Here is a 15,193-nt window from a genome sequence, read left to right as displayed (position 1 = left end):
CATGTCGAAAGCCAAACACGTGTCCGAAACGCCCGCGACGCAGTTTCTGCGCCGTCACAAGGTCGAGTTCGGCGAGCATCCCTACGATTACGTCGAGCACGGCGGCACGGAGGAATCCGCGCGGCAGCTCGGCGTGGACGAACATATCGTCGTCAAGACGCTCGTGATGGAAGACGAGCACGCGAAGCCGCTCATCGTCCTCATGCACGGGGATCGCACGGTATCCACCAAGAATCTCGCGCGGCAGACGGGCGCGAAGCGCATCGAGCCGTGCAAGCCCGATGTGGCAAACCGGCATTCGGGCTTTCTTGTCGGCGGCACGTCGCCGTTCGGCACGAAGAAGACTATGCCCGTGTACGTCGAATCGAGCATCCTCGAACTCGATCGCATCTATCTGAACGGCGGACGGCGCGGCTATCTCGTGAGCATCGATCCGAAAGTCCTGACCGCCTTGCTGAACGCGAAACCCGTGCAGTGCGCGAGCGTCGATTAGAATGCGTTCCGCTCTCGCCATAACCGAAAAGACACCATGATTTTTCTGATCGTCGCCGTCGCGTCCTACCTGATCGGCTCGATTTCATTTGCCGTCGTCGTGAGTCACGCGATGGGCCTCGCCGATCCGCGCTCGTACGGCTCGGGCAATCCCGGCGCAACCAACGTGCTGCGCACCGGCAACAAGAAAGCCGCGATCCTCACGCTGATCGGGGACGCGTTCAAAGGCTGGCTGCCGGTGTGGATCGTCGCGCATTTCGGCGCGCGCTTCGGCTGGGATCAGGCGGGCATCAATACGGCGACGGCGCTCGCGGCCATCGCCGTGTTCCTCGGGCATCTGTACCCGGTTTTCTTCAGGTTCCAGGGCGGCAAGGGCGTCGCGACGGCGGCGGGCGTGCTGCTCGCCATCCATCCGGTGCTCGGATTGGCGACGCTGCTCACCTGGCTCATCATCGCGTTCTTCTTCCGCTATTCGTCGCTGGCGGCCCTCGTCGCGGCCGTGTTCGCGCCGTTCTTTCAGGTGTTTCTGTTCGGGCCGAGCCTCATCTCGCTCGCCGTGCTGGCGATGAGCCTGCTGCTCATCTGGCGGCATCGCGCGAATATTTCGAAGCTGCTGGCGGGTAAGGAAAGCCGCATCGGCGAAAAGAAGAAAGTCGCCGAGCAATGAAAAAAAGCCGTTCCGGCGCAAACCGGAACGGCTTTTTCGATTCTGAAGCGGTAACGAATCAGTCGCGGAAGTTGTTGAAGTCGAGCGGCGTGTCCGTGACTTCCTTCTTCAGCAGCGCGATGGCGCTTTGCAGATCGTCGCGCTTCGTGCCTTGCACGCGCACGGCGTCGCCCTGAATGCTCGCCTGCACCTTGATCTTGCTGTCCTTCACGGTCTTGACGATCTTCTTCGCCAGATCGCCCGACACGCCTTTCTTCACCGTCACGACCTGCTTCAGCTTGTCGCCGCCGATTTTCTCCTGCTTGCCGTAGTCGAGAAAACGCACGTCGACGCCGCGCTTGGCCAGCTTGTTCAGGAGCACGTCCTTCACCTGGCCGAGCTTGAAGTCGTCGTCGGCGTAGAGCGTGAGTTCGCGCTCTTTCTGCTCGACGCGGGAATCCGAACCCTTGAAGTCGAAACGCGTCGAGATTTCCTTGTTCGATTGTTCGATCGCGTTCTTCACTTCGATCATGTTTGCTTCGCTGACGACGTCAAACGATGGCATCTGTCTTTCTCCTTCATTGAGGCGAGCGCGCCGGGGAAGGGCGGCTCGCGCAATCGCTATAATCACGGACCTGTCGTCATTCTACCGACGCGTCTCGCTCATGTCGCTCCAGCTTCTCTCCGATTTCTCGCTGCTCGCCCACAACACGTTCGGTTTCGACGCCCGCGCGCGTTACGCGATGCACATCGATTCCGTCGACGCAGCCGTCGCGACCGCCACCGATGCGCGCATCGCGAACATGCCGCAGCTCGTGCTCGGCGGCGGCAGCAACATCGTGCTGACGCGCGATTTCGACGGCGTTGCGCTGATCGTCGGCATTCGCGGCAAACGCGTGATTGGCGAAGATGGCGACGCCTGGCTCGTCGAAGCCGGCGCGGGCGAGAACTGGCACGATTTCGTCGCATGGACGCTTGCGCAGGGCATGCCGGGGCTGGAAAACCTCGCGCTGATTCCGGGCACGGTTGGTGCGGCGCCGATTCAGAACATCGGCGCATACGCGCTGGAAATGGGCGAGCGCTTCGAGCGGCTCAACGCGGTCGAGTTGACCACCGGCGCGCAAGTCGCGTTCGATCGCGCCGCCTGCGCCTTCGGTTATCGCGACAGCTTCTTCAAGCGGGCAGGGCGCGGACGCTTCATGATCACGTCGGTCGTGTTCCGGCTGCCCAAGGCGTGGACGCCGCGCGCCGATTACGCCGACGTCGCCCGCGCGCTCGACGGCGCCGCGAAACCGGACGCGCAGGCCATTTTCGATGCGGTTGTCGCGGTGCGCCGCGCCAAGCTGCCCGACTGGAAAGTGCTCGGCAACGCGGGCAGCTTCTTCAAGAATCCTGTCGTGAGTGCGCAGGCGTTCGAGGCGCTCAAAGCCCGCGAGCCCGGCGTCGTGTCGTATCCGCAGGCGGACGGACAAGTGAAGCTCGCGGCGGGCTGGCTGATCGATCAGTGCGGATGGAAAGGGCGCGGCATCGGCGGCGCGGCGGTGCACGATCGTCAGGCGCTCGTGCTCGTCAACCACGGCGGCGCGACGGGCGCGCAAGTGCTCGAACTCGCCGAGGCCATCAGGCGCGACGTGCTCGCGCGCTTCGACGTCGAGCTGGAGATGGAACCGGTCACGCTTTGAATCTTCCGCCCAGAAAAAAACCCGCCGAACGAGAGTCCGGCGGGTTTTTTAACGTCCAGCGACGCGCGAATTACGATCCGCGCTGGCGGCGTGCGTTTTCGGCGATGCGCATGCGCAGCGCGTTCAGCTTGATGAAGCCGCCGGCGTCGGCCTGGTTGTAGGCGCCGCCGTCGTCGTCGAAGGTTGCGATGGTCTTGTCGAACAGCGTTTCCTTCGAATCGCGCGCGACGACCGACACGCCGCCCTTGTAGAGCTTCACACGCACCCAGCCGTTGACCTTTTCCTGCGTGTGGTCGATCAGCACTTGCAGCGCGCGGCGCTCCGGGCTCCACCAGTAGCCGTTATAGATCAGCGACGCGTAACGCGGCATCAGATCGTCCTTCAGGTGCGCCACTTCGCGATCGAGCGTGATCGACTCGATGCCGCGGTGCGCCTTCAGCATGATCGTGCCGCCCGGCGTTTCATAGCAGCCGCGCGATTTCATGCCGACGTAACGGTTCTCGACCAGATCCAGACGGCCGATGCCGTGCTTGCCGCCCAGACGGTTCAGCTCGGTCAGCATCTCAGCCGGCGACAGGCGCTTGCCGTTCAGCGCGACCGGGTCGCCCTTCTCGAATTCGATATCGACGTATTCCGCCTGATCCGGCGCCTCCTCCGGCGACACGGTCCAGCGCCACATGTCGGCTTCCGCCTCGGCCTTCGGGTCTTCCAGATGGCGGCCTTCGAACGAGATGTGCAGCAGGTTCGCGTCCATCGAGTAGGGCGCGCCGCCTTGCTTGTGCTTCATTTCGATCGGAATGCCGGCCTTTTCCGCGTACGCGAGCAGCTTTTCGCGCGAGAGCAGATCCCATTCGCGCCACGGCGCGATCACCTTGATGCCGGGTTCGAGCGAGTAATAGCCGAGTTCGAAGCGGACCTGATCGTTGCCCTTGCCGGTCGCACCGTGCGAGACGGCCTGCGCGCCGGTCGCGCGCGCGATCTCGATCTGGCGCTTCGCGATCAGCGGACGCGCGATCGACGTGCCGAGCAGATACTCGCCTTCGTAGATGGTGTTCGCGCGGAACATCGGGAACACGAAATCGCGGACGAACTCTTCACGCAGATCTTCGATGAAGATGTTGTCCTGCTTGATGCCGAGCTGAAGCGCCTTCTTGCGCGCGGGCTCCAGTTCCTCGCCCTGACCGATGTCGGCGGTGAAGGTCACGACTTCGGCGTCGTAGTTGTCCTGCAACCATTTCAGGATGACGGAGGTGTCGAGACCGCCCGAATAGGCGAGCACGACTTTCTTGATATCGCTCATGGTGAACTCGTGTGCGGAAAAGCCGGTGCGGCGGTTGTGCGCCGCTTCGCGTCCGCCGGGCGCGCGACGGGCATGAAGTGCGCGGAAAAACCACTATTCTGACATTAAACGGCCGCGTATCCGTAAATTCGGGATACGCGGCGGGTCGACAGCGCGGATTCGCTCAGTGATTGAGCTTACCGAGCAGGAGATACTCCATCAGCGCCTTCTGAACGTGCAGACGGTTCTCCGCTTCGTCCCAGACGACGCTCTGCGGCCCGTCGATGACTTCCGCGCTCACTTCCTCGCCGCGATGCGCGGGCAGGCAGTGCATGAAAAGCGCATCGGGATGGGCGCGCGCCATCATGTCGGCATCGACGCAATAGTCGGCGAACGCCTTCATGCGCGCTTCGTTCTCGGCCTCGTAGCCCATGCTGGTCCAGACGTCCGTCGTGACGAGATCGGCGCCCGCGCAGGCCTCGTTCGGATCGTCGAACTCCTCGAAGAACGGCTTGCTTTCCTCGGCGACCAGCGCCGGATCGAGCTTGTAGCCGAGCGGCGTCGACAGGCGCAACTTGAAGCCGAGAATCTGCGCCGCTTCGATCCACGTGTAGAGCATGTTGTTCGCGTCGCCGACCCACGCAACGGTCTTGCCCGAGATCGGACCGCGATGCTCGTAAAACGTGAAGATGTCCGCGAGCACCTGGCAAGGGTGATATTCGTTGGTCAGCCCGTTGATGACCGGCACGCGCGAGCTTTCGGCAAAGCGCCGGATGATGTCCTGGCCGAACGTGCGGATCATGATGATGTCGACCATGCGCGAGATGACCTGCGCCGAATCCTCGATCGGCTCGCCGCGGCCGAGCTGCGTGTCGCGCGTGTTCATGAACACCGCGTGGCCGCCGAGCTGAAAGATGCCCGCTTCGAACGAGAGACGCGTGCGCGTCGAGCTCTTCTCGAAGATCATCGCGAGCGTGCGGTCGTGCAGCGGATGATAGGTCTCGTAGTTCTTGAATTTGCGCTTCAGAATGCGCGCGCGTTCGAGCACGTACTCATAGTCGTCGAGGGAAAAATCCTTGAACTGAAGATAGTGGCGAATTTTCTTGGCGGTCATGAAACGCAAGCGGCGGCTTCGAACCGGCCGCCGCGCGTGAGCGTCGAGGCCGGACGGCGCCGCCGTCGGGAGTGGTATCACTTTTGAGCATAAAGGATTTTAGGATGTTTGACGAGGCTGGCCAAAAGGACGATGCCGCGCGCTGAGGCCCGTCCGCCGGATTCGAGCGGGATTTGAGCCGGATGCGGATTGCCCCTGATGGACACACACCATGACTGTGTGCGCTGCGGAAAAGAGGTCGCTGCTGTATAATTGCGGTCGCTCGTTTCAACAGTTCTGCAACATTCAGCACCGTTTCACGCGCATCAACGACGAAGGATTCGCAAGAGTCCGGTCGGTGATTTTGCGCGTTCCGATTCCGCGGTGTATTGCTCAGTGCTGTCGAGTCCGCCATTCCTGTCGCGGGCGCGAACGGTTCCGACAGAATCGGCCCGCGCAAAACCGCCCGGCGCATTTCGCCAGCCGGCTCCTGCGGTTCCCTGCGTCAGGCATGTGCGTTCCGGTGCGCGTCACCGGCCGTCAAAAGGTATTGCTACATGGCTGAATCATCCCCTACCGAGTACTTTATTCAAGGCATCACCAAGAGCGGAAGGAAGTTTCGGCCGAGTGACTGGTCCGAGCGTCTCGCCGGCGTGATGTCCGGCTTCGGACCCAAGGCGAAAGGGCCCAACGCCCGTCTCCAATATTCCATTTACGTTCGTCCGACGATCATCGGCGACATCAAGGTCGTGATCGTGGATTCGCGCCTGCGCGACATCGAACCGATGGCGTTCGACTTCGTCCTGAACTTTGCGAAAGACAATGATCTCGTCGTGACCGAGGCGTGCGAACTGCCGCCGCATCACGGCACGCAGACGCAGGGCGCGCCCAATCCCGACGCTGCCTAAAGCGCGAAACGCGCGCGAAACGCGCGCGAAACGCAAAAGCACCAGACGCAAAAAAGCCCGCCGAAGCGGGCTTTTTCGTTACTGCGCAGCGGAAACAGGAAGCTGCTTCGACGAACGCACGGAAACGCGAGACTCGCGAAAACCGGAGTGCGCCCGCCAGAAGCGAGCCGGAATTACTGGGCAGCGGGGGCTTGCAGGCCCTTGATGGCTGCAGCCAGGCGGCTCTTGTGACGAGCTGCCTTGTTCTTGTGGACGATCTTCTTGTCCGCGATGATGTCGAGCGTCTTGACCGACGTCTTGAACACTTCGGCGGCCTTGGCCTGATCGCCGGCTTCGATAGCCTTGCGAACTGCCTTGATGGCCGTGCGGAACTTCGAGCGCAGCGCCGAGTTGTGCGAGTTGGCTTTGGCGGCCTGACGGGCGCGCTTGCGAGCTTGTGCGGAATTTGCCATGACGGTTTCCTTTTTCCTGTTTCAGCTGTTACTTGTCCGGAGCGCGCGGCCGGCGAAGGCTTTGAAAAGCCCTGACGCGGGCGTTCGGGCGCGCTGCCTTTGATCTGAAATCCCGGGAACGATTGCCCGAGAACCTCTAAAACATCGCCGGCCGGAGCCGGAAAAGACGCGAAGCTGCTCAAATCCATTAAGACAATGGAATTTTGGAGCTTCGAAACCCGCGATTATAGCAAGGGAATATGAGACGTGACAAGCGCCGCGTTGGTCGCGCCGGTGCGGGCCGATTTGATGCAATCAGTCAAATATGCGGCGTTGCCCGCCAGCAATCAGCCGAGTCTGGTGGGCGCGCAGCACGCGGCCCGTATAATAAGCGCCCCATGAATCTATTCCGAGCCCTGCTGACGGTCAGCGGCTTCACGCTGCTGTCGCGCGTGACCGGCCTGATCCGCGAGACGCTGATCGCCCGAGCCTTCGGCGCCAGTATCTATACCGACGCGTTCTACGTCGCGTTCCGAATCCCCAATCTGCTGCGGCGTCTCTCCGCGGAAGGCGCGTTCGCGCAGGCGTTCGTGCCCATCCTCGCCGAATTCAAGAACAGCAAGGGCCACGATCCGACCAAAGCCCTCGTCGACGCGATGTCGACGGTGCTCACGTGGTTCCTCGTCGTGCTGTCGCTCGCCGGCATGCTGGGCGCGAGCTGGGTCGTGTACGCGGTCGCGTCGGGCCTCTCGCACGAGGGCGCGGCGTACGGTCTCGCCGTCTCGATGACGCGCATCATGTTCCCGTACATCGTCCTTATTTCGATGACGACGCTCGCCTCGGGCGTGCTCAACACGTACAAGCAGTTCTCGCTGCCCGCGTTCGCGCCCGTGCTGCTGAACGTGTCGTTCATTGCGGCGGCGGTGTTCGTGGCGCCGCATATGAAAATTCCGGTCTATGCGCTCGCGTATGCGGTCATCGTCGGCGGCGTGCTGCAATTGCTCGTGCAGCTGCCCGGCCTGAAGAAGATCGACATGACGCCGAGCATCGGGCTGAACTTCCGCCGCGCGCTCGCGCATCCGGGCGTCAAGCGCGTGCTGCTGAAGATGGTCCCGGCGATGTTCGCGGTGTCGGTCGGGCAACTGAGCCTCATCATCAATACGAATATCGCGTCGAATATCGGGGCGGGCGCGGTGTCGTGGATCAACTACGCCGACCGGCTGATGGAATTCCCGACCGCGCTGCTCGGCGCGGCGCTCGGCACGATTCTCCTGCCGAGCCTCTCGAAAGCGCACGTCGACGCCAATCACGACGAATATTCCGCGCTGCTCGACTGGGGCCTGCGCATCACGTTCCTGCTGGCCGCGCCGAGCGCGATCGCGCTGTTCTTCTTCGCCGAGCCGCTCACCGCAACGCTCTTTCACTACGGCAAGTTCGACAACCATTCGGTTGTGATGGTCGGCCGCGCGTTGTCGGCGTACGGGATCGGGCTGATCGGCCTCATTCTCATCAAGATTCTTGCGCCGGGTTTCTACGCGAAGCAGGACATCAAGACGCCGGTGAAGATCGCGGTCTTCGTGCTGATCATGACGCAGGTAAGCAACTACGTCTTCGTGCCGATCTTTTCACACGCGGGCCTCACGCTCTCCATCGGTCTCGGCGCGCTCGCCAACGCGCTGCTGTTGTTCGCCGGACTGCGCCGCCGCAAGATTTATCAGCCTTCGCCGGGCTGGCTGCGCTTTTTCGTGCAACTCATCGGGGCGTGCCTGATTCTTGCGGGCACGATGCATTGGGTTGCGGCCAACTTCGACTGGATCGGCATGCGTGCGACGCCGTTCCTGCGCATCGCGTTGCTCGGTGCAAGTCTCGTCGTGTTTGCCGCGCTATATTTCGGTATTCTTGCGGCAATGGGCTTCAAATACGCCTATTTCAAGAGACGCACGCTTTGATGACGACAACGCGCATCCTCGACTACTTCTCTTCCCTGATGGCGGACGACGAGAGCCTTCCGCTCACGGAGGCGGCGTTGTCGCTCGCACAGGATGCGTATCCCGATCTCGACATGCAGGCGGCCCTCGCGGAGATCGACGAACTCGTCGTGCGCGCCCGCCGCCGCATACCCGACGAAGCCGACGCGAAGCAAAAAGTCGATGCGCTCAATCGTTATTTCTTTCGCGAGCTGGGTTTCTCCAGCAATCTCAACGACTACTACGATCCCGACAACAGCCATCTGAACGTCGTGCTGCGGCGCCGGCGCGGCATTCCGATCTCGCTCGCGGTGATCTATCTGGAAATGGCCGAGCAACTCGGCGTGCCGGTGCGCGGCGTGTCGTTTCCGGGGCATTTCCTGTTGCGCGTCGCCACGCCCGGCCACGATCTGATGCTCGATCCGACGACCGGTCAGACGCTCTCCGAAGCGCAGATGGTCGAAATGCTGGAGCCGTATGTGCAGCGCGTGGGCGAATCGATCGGCAGTGCGTTGCGCGTGCTGTTGCAGCCCGCGACGCGGCGCGAGATCGTCGCGCGCATGCTGCGCAATCTGAAGGGCATCTATCTGCAGACGGAGCGCTGGCAGCGTCTGCTCGCCGTGCAGCAGCGGCTCGTGATCGCGCTGCCGAACAGCATCGAGGAAGTGCGCGACCGCGGCTTCGCGTATGCGCGGCTCGATTATCTGCGTCCGGCGCTGGAAGATTTGCAGCGATACATCGAGATTCGTCCGGATGCCGAGGACGCAACGGTCGTCGAAACCGAACTGCACGAGTTACGGCAACGCACGCAGCAAGGCGACTAAACAAAAACGGCGGACTTCGAACGAAGCCCGCCGTTTTCACATGTGGCGCGTCATTTCGGTTGCATGCGGATCGCGCCGTCGAGGCGGATCACTTCGCCGTTGAGCATCGGGTTGTCGAAGATCTGCTTGACGAGCATCGCGTATTCGTCGGGCTTGCCGAGGCGCGGCGGGAACGGCACCATCGCGCCGAGCGCGTCCTGCACTTCCTTCGGCATGCCGAGCAGCATCGGCGTTTCGAAGAGGCCAGGGGCGATCGTCATCACGCGGATGCCGCTCCTGCTCAGATCGCGCGCGATCGGCAACGTCATGCCCGCCACACCGCTCTTCGACGCCGCATAGGCCGCCTGGCCCATCTGCCCGTCATACGCCGCCACCGACGCCGTGTTCACGATCACGCCGCGCTCGCCCGCCGCGTTCGCTTCGTTCTTCGACATCACGTTGGCTGCGAGCCGGATCATGTTGAAGGTGCCGATGAGATTCACCGAAATCACCTTCGAGAAGAGATCGAGCGCGTGCGGGCCGTCGCGTCCGACCGTCTTCGCCGCCGGTGCGATGCCCGCGCAATTCACGAGGCCGCGCAGGGTGCCGAGGCCCAGCGCGGTATCGATGGCGCGTTGGCCGTCGCTTTCCTGGCTCACGTCGCATTTGACGAACGCGCCGGACAATTCTTTCGCGAGCGCCTCGCCCGCGGCTTCGTTCATGTCGGCGAGCACGGCCTTGCCGCCGTGCGCCGCGACGAGCCGCGCCGTCGCCGCGCCGAGGCCCGACGCGCCGCCGGTGATCAGAACGACGTTGCCTTGCATCTCCATGTCTCTTCTCCTTTTATGTGATTCTTGCGCGCGAGCAGGGGTAAAAATGCTCGCGCCGATGTCATTCCTCGTGGGAAACGCGTCGATTGTAGCGAAGCCGCACCCTGCAAATTCGCACGACGGTTATGCGCTTTCACGGGCACAAAAAAACCCGCTCACGGGGAGCGGGTTTCGTCGAACGCGAGTCAGGCGGCGTGCTACTTCAGCGCGTCGAACACGCGCGTACGGATTTCATCGACGACGCCGAGGCCCGAGATCTTGCGATACTCCGGCGCTTTCAGGCCGTTCGGCGCAGCGCCGCTCTTCGCCCAGTCGTTGTAATACGCGATCAGCGGCTTGGTCTGCGCAACGTACACGTCGAGACGCTTCTTGACCGTCTCTTCCTTGTCGTCGTCGCGCTGGATCAGCGGCTCGCCGGTGACGTCGTCGGTCATGTCGACCTTCGGCGGATTGAACTTGACGTGATACGTGCGACCCGATGCCGCATGCACGCGACGGCCGCTCATACGCGTAATGATCTCGTCGAAGGGCACGTCGATTTCGAGCACGTAGTCGATGGCGACGCCCGCGTCCTTCATGGCTTCGGCTTGCGGCAACGTGCGCGGGAAGCCGTCGAACAGATAGCCGTTCTTGCAGTCGTCGGCCAGCAGGCGTTCCTTCACGAGATTGATGATGAGCGAATCCGGCACCAGCTCGCCCGCGTCCATGAAGCGCTTCGCCTCGACGCCGAGCGGCGAGCCCGCCTTGACGGCCGCGCGCAGCATGTCGCCGGTCGAAATCTGCGGAATGCCGAATTTCTCCTTGATGAAGTTTGCCTGGGTGCCCTTGCCCGCACCGGGTGCGCCCAACAGGATCAAACGCATGGTGATCTCTCCGAATCGTCTATAAACCGCTTCAAGCCGCGAGGCTGATTTGACATCCGGCAGCCAGGCTCGTGCGGCGTCGACGACAGGGCGCGCAGCCGAAAGGAGACGGCGGGCACTTGCGGACAGCGGCGCAACGTTGAGCGTGGCGCTGACCGGAAGGCTCGCGCAATCGCTTGATTATGCCACGGCGCTTTACGATTGCGACCGTAATAACGCGGATAGAAAACGCCACAAACCCCGCCGCGTGGGCGTCGGCGGGGTTTACACGGGTTGTGCTGCGGGATTCAGCCGGCTTTGGAGAAAAGCGTCTGGACGCGCGCGAGATCGGCGGGTGTGTCGACGCCGGGCGGCGGCGCATCCTGCGTCACGCGAACCGCGATGCGTTCGCCGTGCCACAGCGCGCGCAATTGCTCGAGCGCTTCGGCGACTTCGATCGGCGCCTGAGCGAGATTCGGGAAGTCGCGCAGGAATTTCGCGCGATAGGCATACAGCCCGATATGGCGCAGCACGTTCTCCGGCACGGCCGGCAGATTGCCGAGCGCGGCCACGTCCGGCCAGTGCGGCTGCCAGAGATCGCGCGTCCAGGGAATCGGCGCGCGCGAGAAATAGAGCGCGCGGCTTTGGGCATCGAGCACGGCCTTCACGACGTTCGGATTGAAGACGTCCGCCGGATCGTGAATGGGATGCGCGGCGGTCGCGATCGCGCATTCGGGACGCGCCGCGAGAAGGGCGGCGACATCGCGCACGAGCTGCGGATCGATGAGCGGCTCGTCGCCCTGCACGTTGACGACGATGGCGTCGTCGCTCCAGTTCAGGCGCGTCGCCACTTCGGCGAGCCGGTCCGTGCCGGTCGGATGATCCGAACGCGTGAGCATCACTTCGATGCCGTGATCGCGCGCGGCCTCGACCACGCGGTCGGAATCGGTCGCGACGAGCACCTGGCTCGCGCCGGATTCGCGCGCGCGCTCGGCGACGCGCACGACCATCGGCTTGCCGCCGATATCGGCGAGCGGTTTGTTCGGCAGGCGAGTGGACGCGAGGCGCGCGGGAATGACCGCGATGAACGGAACGGACATGACAGCGTGCTCAGGCGTCGCCGGCGGGTTTGAGCGGCTCGACGGGCGTGCCTTCCACCGTCTGGCGCGCTTCGTCGACGAGCATGACGGGAATGCCGTCGCGGATCGGGTAGGCGAGTTTGTCCGCGCTGCAGACGAGTTCCTGCGCGGCGCGATCGTAACTGAGCGGGCCTTTGCAGATCGGGCAAACGAGGATTTCAAGCAGACGTGCGTCCACGGAGTTTCTCCACAACAAGAGCGATGAGGCGCGGTCTCAGCACGGCTTGCACCGGAACGACCCAGATGCGTGCGTCGCGCCAGGCACCCAATTTTACTGCATCCTTTTCGGTGATCAGGATGGCATCGGCGTCGACGCCCGCGAACGGATTCTCGCGATACGAATAGTGATCGGGAAACGCGCGCGTCGCCGGCGCGATGCCCGCTGCGCGCAGCGTCGCGAAAAAGCGTTCGGGCGAACCGATGCCCGCCGCCGCGACCACTTTTTCGCCGGCGAACTGATCGAGCGGACGGCGCTGGTGCGGATCGTCGAGCAGCCAGGCGTCGCCGGATTCGAGTTCGAGCGCGAACGTGTTCGGCCACGGCGGCAGCGTGCGCTCGTAGGGACTGTTGATGAGCGTCGCATCGCGGCGGCGCGACATCGGTTCGCGCAACGGGCCCGCGGGCAGCAGGAAGCCGTTGCCGCCGAGCCGGCCGTCGAACACGACGAGCTCGAACGCGCGCGCGAGGCGATAGTGCTGCAGGCCGTCGTCGGACACGAGGACATCGACGTTCGGATGCGCTTCGAGCAACGCCTTGGCCGCCGCGACGCGATCCGGGCACACGAACACCGGCGCGTGCGTGCGCCGCGCGATCAGCAGCGGCTCGTCGCCGACCTGCGCGGCGGTGGATGTGGCGGTGACGCTCGTCGGCTTCGCGACCTTCGCGCCGTAGCCGCGCGAGATCACGCCCGGCTGAAACCCGGCGGCCCGCAACGCCTCGACGAGCGCGATGACGGTCGGCGTCTTGCCCGTTCCGCCGACAGTTACATTGCCCACGACGACCACGGGCGCGCCCACGTCGACGCGCTTCATCCAGCCGAGCTCGAAGAACGCGCGGCGCGTGGCGGCGATCGCGCCGAAGATGCAGGCGAAGGGCGTCAGCGCCCACGCGACGGGACCGCGCCGGCGCCATTCGCGGGCGAGGAAGTTTTCGATCGGCGGCTTGAAATCAGACATGGACGGCCTTCGCGCGCAATGCTGGCGGGCGGCAAGTCGGGTACGGCATGGCGTGCAACGGCAGCTCCTCGGATAACGGTTGGCGTTGGACGACGCCCGGCGATCGGCGGGTCGGAGACAGCAAAAGCGACCGCGCCAGCCGGTGCTGGACCCGGCACTCTAGCGCGCGCGGGCCGTGCGCGCCAGTCGCGAGCGCGTGTGAAGCGAGACGGCCCGCGATCCGTTTCGCCTGTGGATAACTCTGTGAAGAACTTGCAGATCGCGTACGGCATTTCCGCGTCAGGAAAGAGTTGCTCCGGGAACAACAGTGTTCATCGAAATAAAACCCTTTGCAATCAGTGCCTTGGAACGAACTCAACGGGCTCTGGCGATGCTCCGTCCCTCGACGCGGTAAGTCTTTCTGTGTGGACACTTGTTACACTTGCGTACCTCGTTCAGCGGCGTTTGTCCATCGGACACGCGGCCGCGCCGCACGTATTTTTCCCGTCCAGCCATGACTCCCGATTCACTGCCGTCGCAAAGCGGCGATGCCGTCATCCCCGTTTCCGTGCTCAACCGCGCGATCAGCTCGATGCTCGAGCGGTCGTTTCCGCTCGTCTGGGTGTCGGGCGAAGTGTCGAATTTCACGCGCGCGGCGAGCGGCCACTGGTACTTTTCGATCAAGGACGCGAACGCGCAGATGCGCTGCGTGATGTTCCGCGGCCGTGCGCAGTACGCCGAATTCACCCCGCGCGAGGGCGACAAGATCGAAGTGCGCGCACTCGTCACGATGTACGAGCCGCGCGGCGAACTGCAGCTCAACGTCGAAGCGGTGCGCCGCACGGGGCAGGGCCGGCTTTACGAGGCGTTTTTGCGGCTGAAGGCGCAGCTCGAAAGCGAGGGGCTCTTCGCGGCGGAGCGCAAGCGCGCGTTGCCGGCGCATCCGCGCGGCATCGGCATCGTGACGTCGTTGCAGGCCGCCGCGTTGCGCGACGTGCTCACGACGCTCGCGCGCCGTGCGCCGCATGTGCCGGTCGTCGTGTATCCGGCGCCGGTGCAGGGCGCGGGCGTCGGCGCGAAGCTCGCGGCGATGGTCGAAGCCGCGAACGCGCGGCGCGAAGTCGATGTGCTGATCGTGTGCCGCGGCGGCGGTTCCATCGAAGATCTGTGGGCGTTCAACGAGGAAGTGCTGGCACGCGCGATCGCGGAGAGCGCGTTGCCGGTGGTGAGCGGCGTCGGTCACGAAACGGATTTCACCATCGCCGATTTCGCCGCCGACGTGCGCGCGCCGACGCCCACCGCCGCCGCCGAGCTGGTCAGTCCGCAGCGCGTGCTGTTGTTGCGTGAGCTCGATCATCGGCATGCGGCGCTCGCGCGCGGCTTCGGCCGCATCATGGAGCGGCGCGCGCAACAACTCGACTGGCTCGCGCGCCGGCTCGTGAGTCCGGCGGAGCGGCTCGCGCGGCAGCGCACGCACCTGCGGCAACTGGCGAGCCGGCTCGCCGCGGCGGGCGCGCGGCCCGTGCGTGACGCGCGTGCGCACTTCGCGCTCGTGCAGTATCGCTGGCAGCGCAAGCGTCCGAATATCGACGTCGAACGAGAGCATCTGTCGAGGCTCGCGCAGCGCATCGGCAGTGCGCACGCGCGGCGCGCGGAACGGGAGAAAGCGTGCGTTTCGGAACTGGCTGCGCGCTTGCAGGTGCTCAGTCCGCAGCGCACACTGGAGCGCGGTTATGCGGCGTTGATCGACGCGCAAACCGGCCGCGCCGTGCGCGCGCCTAACGCGCTGAAACCGAAGCGGCCGCTCACCGTCCATCTCGCCGAGGGATCGGCCGACGTGCTGCTCGCCGATGTCCAGACGCGTCTGTCAGACGAATTCTGAGCGCGCCGCGGCGGGTGGAATCGGCGTAGATTTGACGTGCATGAA

The 15,193-nt window shown here is 64.0% G+C and carries 16 protein-coding genes; 7 read left to right on the top strand and 9 right to left on the bottom strand.

Features of this window, described 5'->3' with window-relative positions:
• Position 1 precedes the first annotated feature (1 nt).
• Both ybaK and plsY read left to right on the top strand, forming a co-directional pair.
• Complete coding sequence (gene ybaK, locus AWB76_RS24915; RefSeq protein ID WP_061162842.1) at positions 2 to 493, top strand: Cys-tRNA(Pro) deacylase; 492 nt, start codon at positions 2 to 4, stop codon at positions 491 to 493.
• A 36-nt stretch (positions 494 to 529) separates the two neighbouring features.
• The gene (gene plsY / locus AWB76_RS24910; RefSeq protein ID WP_061162800.1) at positions 530 to 1,159 is read left to right on the top strand and encodes a glycerol-3-phosphate 1-O-acyltransferase PlsY; all 630 of its coding nucleotides are present in this window, start codon (positions 530 to 532) and stop codon (positions 1,157 to 1,159) included.
• A 58-nt stretch (positions 1,160 to 1,217) separates the two neighbouring features.
• Here plsY and AWB76_RS24905 read toward each other — a convergent pair whose 3' ends face one another.
• Positions 1,218 to 1,703: a YajQ family cyclic di-GMP-binding protein gene (locus tag AWB76_RS24905; RefSeq protein WP_061162799.1), complete on the bottom strand. Its 486-nt coding sequence runs from the start codon at positions 1,701 to 1,703 to the stop codon at positions 1,218 to 1,220.
• Positions 1,704 to 1,803: 100 nt separating this feature from the next.
• On the opposite strand from AWB76_RS24905, the gene murB reads away from it, so the two are divergent.
• Positions 1,804 to 2,820: a UDP-N-acetylmuramate dehydrogenase gene (murB, locus tag AWB76_RS24900; RefSeq protein WP_061162798.1), complete on the top strand. Its 1,017-nt coding sequence runs from the start codon at positions 1,804 to 1,806 to the stop codon at positions 2,818 to 2,820.
• Between the two features lie 70 nt (positions 2,821 to 2,890).
• Here murB and AWB76_RS24895 read toward each other — a convergent pair whose 3' ends face one another.
• Positions 2,891 to 4,120: an argininosuccinate synthase gene (locus AWB76_RS24895; protein WP_061162797.1), complete on the bottom strand. Its 1,230-nt coding sequence runs from the start codon at positions 4,118 to 4,120 to the stop codon at positions 2,891 to 2,893.
• A 163-nt stretch (positions 4,121 to 4,283) separates the two neighbouring features.
• Complete coding sequence (argF, locus tag AWB76_RS24890; RefSeq protein ID WP_061162796.1) at positions 4,284 to 5,213, bottom strand: ornithine carbamoyltransferase; 930 nt, start codon at positions 5,211 to 5,213, stop codon at positions 4,284 to 4,286.
• A 536-nt stretch (positions 5,214 to 5,749) separates the two neighbouring features.
• On the opposite strand from argF, the gene AWB76_RS24885 reads away from it, so the two are divergent.
• Entirely contained in the window at positions 5,750 to 6,100 is a 351-nt protein-coding gene (locus AWB76_RS24885) for a DUF3579 domain-containing protein (protein ID WP_061162795.1), read from the top strand.
• A gap of 173 nt (positions 6,101 to 6,273) precedes the next feature.
• On the opposite strand, the gene rpsT is transcribed toward AWB76_RS24885, so the two are convergent.
• Positions 6,274 to 6,552, bottom strand: a complete 279-nt coding sequence (gene rpsT, locus AWB76_RS24880) for a 30S ribosomal protein S20 (RefSeq protein WP_008342733.1) — start codon at positions 6,550 to 6,552, stop codon at positions 6,274 to 6,276.
• Positions 6,553 to 6,929: 377 nt separating this feature from the next.
• Between rpsT and murJ the strand changes: the two genes are divergently transcribed.
• Together murJ and AWB76_RS24870 are read left to right on the top strand one after the other, a co-directional pair.
• Complete coding sequence (gene murJ / locus AWB76_RS24875; RefSeq protein WP_061162794.1) at positions 6,930 to 8,480, top strand: murein biosynthesis integral membrane protein MurJ; 1,551 nt, start codon at positions 6,930 to 6,932, stop codon at positions 8,478 to 8,480.
• On the top strand, positions 8,480 to 9,322 hold the full coding sequence (locus tag AWB76_RS24870; protein WP_061162793.1) for a SirB1 family protein: 843 nt from the start codon (positions 8,480 to 8,482) through the stop codon (positions 9,320 to 9,322). Before murJ ends, AWB76_RS24870 begins: the two co-directional genes overlap by 1 nt.
• Positions 9,323 to 9,372: 50 nt before the next feature.
• Here the strand turns inward: AWB76_RS24870 and AWB76_RS24865 are convergent, their stop codons facing one another.
• The 5 genes from AWB76_RS24865 to lpxK form a co-directional block, all read right to left on the bottom strand.
• Positions 9,373 to 10,131 carry a 3-hydroxyacyl-CoA dehydrogenase gene (locus AWB76_RS24865; protein WP_061162792.1) on the bottom strand — a complete coding sequence of 253 codons (759 nt, stop codon included), beginning with the start codon at positions 10,129 to 10,131 and terminating at the stop codon, positions 9,373 to 9,375.
• 197 nt (positions 10,132 to 10,328) lie between these two features.
• Positions 10,329 to 10,994 (bottom strand): adenylate kinase, encoded by a 666-nt coding sequence (adk, locus tag AWB76_RS24860; protein ID WP_061162791.1) that lies wholly within the window; start codon positions 10,992 to 10,994, stop codon positions 10,329 to 10,331.
• A gap of 287 nt (positions 10,995 to 11,281) precedes the next feature.
• Positions 11,282 to 12,073: a 3-deoxy-manno-octulosonate cytidylyltransferase gene (gene kdsB / locus AWB76_RS24855; RefSeq protein ID WP_061162790.1), complete on the bottom strand. Its 792-nt coding sequence runs from the start codon at positions 12,071 to 12,073 to the stop codon at positions 11,282 to 11,284.
• Between the two features lie 10 nt (positions 12,074 to 12,083).
• The gene (locus AWB76_RS24850; RefSeq protein WP_016346147.1) at positions 12,084 to 12,290 is read right to left on the bottom strand and encodes a Trm112 family protein; all 207 of its coding nucleotides are present in this window, start codon (positions 12,288 to 12,290) and stop codon (positions 12,084 to 12,086) included.
• On the bottom strand, positions 12,271 to 13,287 hold the full coding sequence (lpxK, locus tag AWB76_RS24845; protein WP_061162789.1) for a tetraacyldisaccharide 4'-kinase: 1,017 nt from the start codon (positions 13,285 to 13,287) through the stop codon (positions 12,271 to 12,273). The genes AWB76_RS24850 and lpxK overlap by 20 nt, the downstream gene beginning before the upstream one ends.
• Positions 13,288 to 13,780: 493 nt before the next feature.
• On the opposite strand from lpxK, the gene xseA reads away from it, so the two are divergent.
• Positions 13,781 to 15,148, top strand: a complete 1,368-nt coding sequence (gene xseA / locus AWB76_RS24840) for an exodeoxyribonuclease VII large subunit (RefSeq protein ID WP_061162788.1) — start codon at positions 13,781 to 13,783, stop codon at positions 15,146 to 15,148.
• The last annotated feature ends 45 nt before the right edge of the window (positions 15,149 to 15,193 follow it).

It is taken from the genome of Caballeronia temeraria, assembly GCF_001544795.2.
Lineage (GTDB): Bacteria > Pseudomonadota > Gammaproteobacteria > Burkholderiales > Burkholderiaceae > Caballeronia > Caballeronia temeraria.
This window is presented reverse-complemented; position numbering and strand designations above follow the sequence as displayed.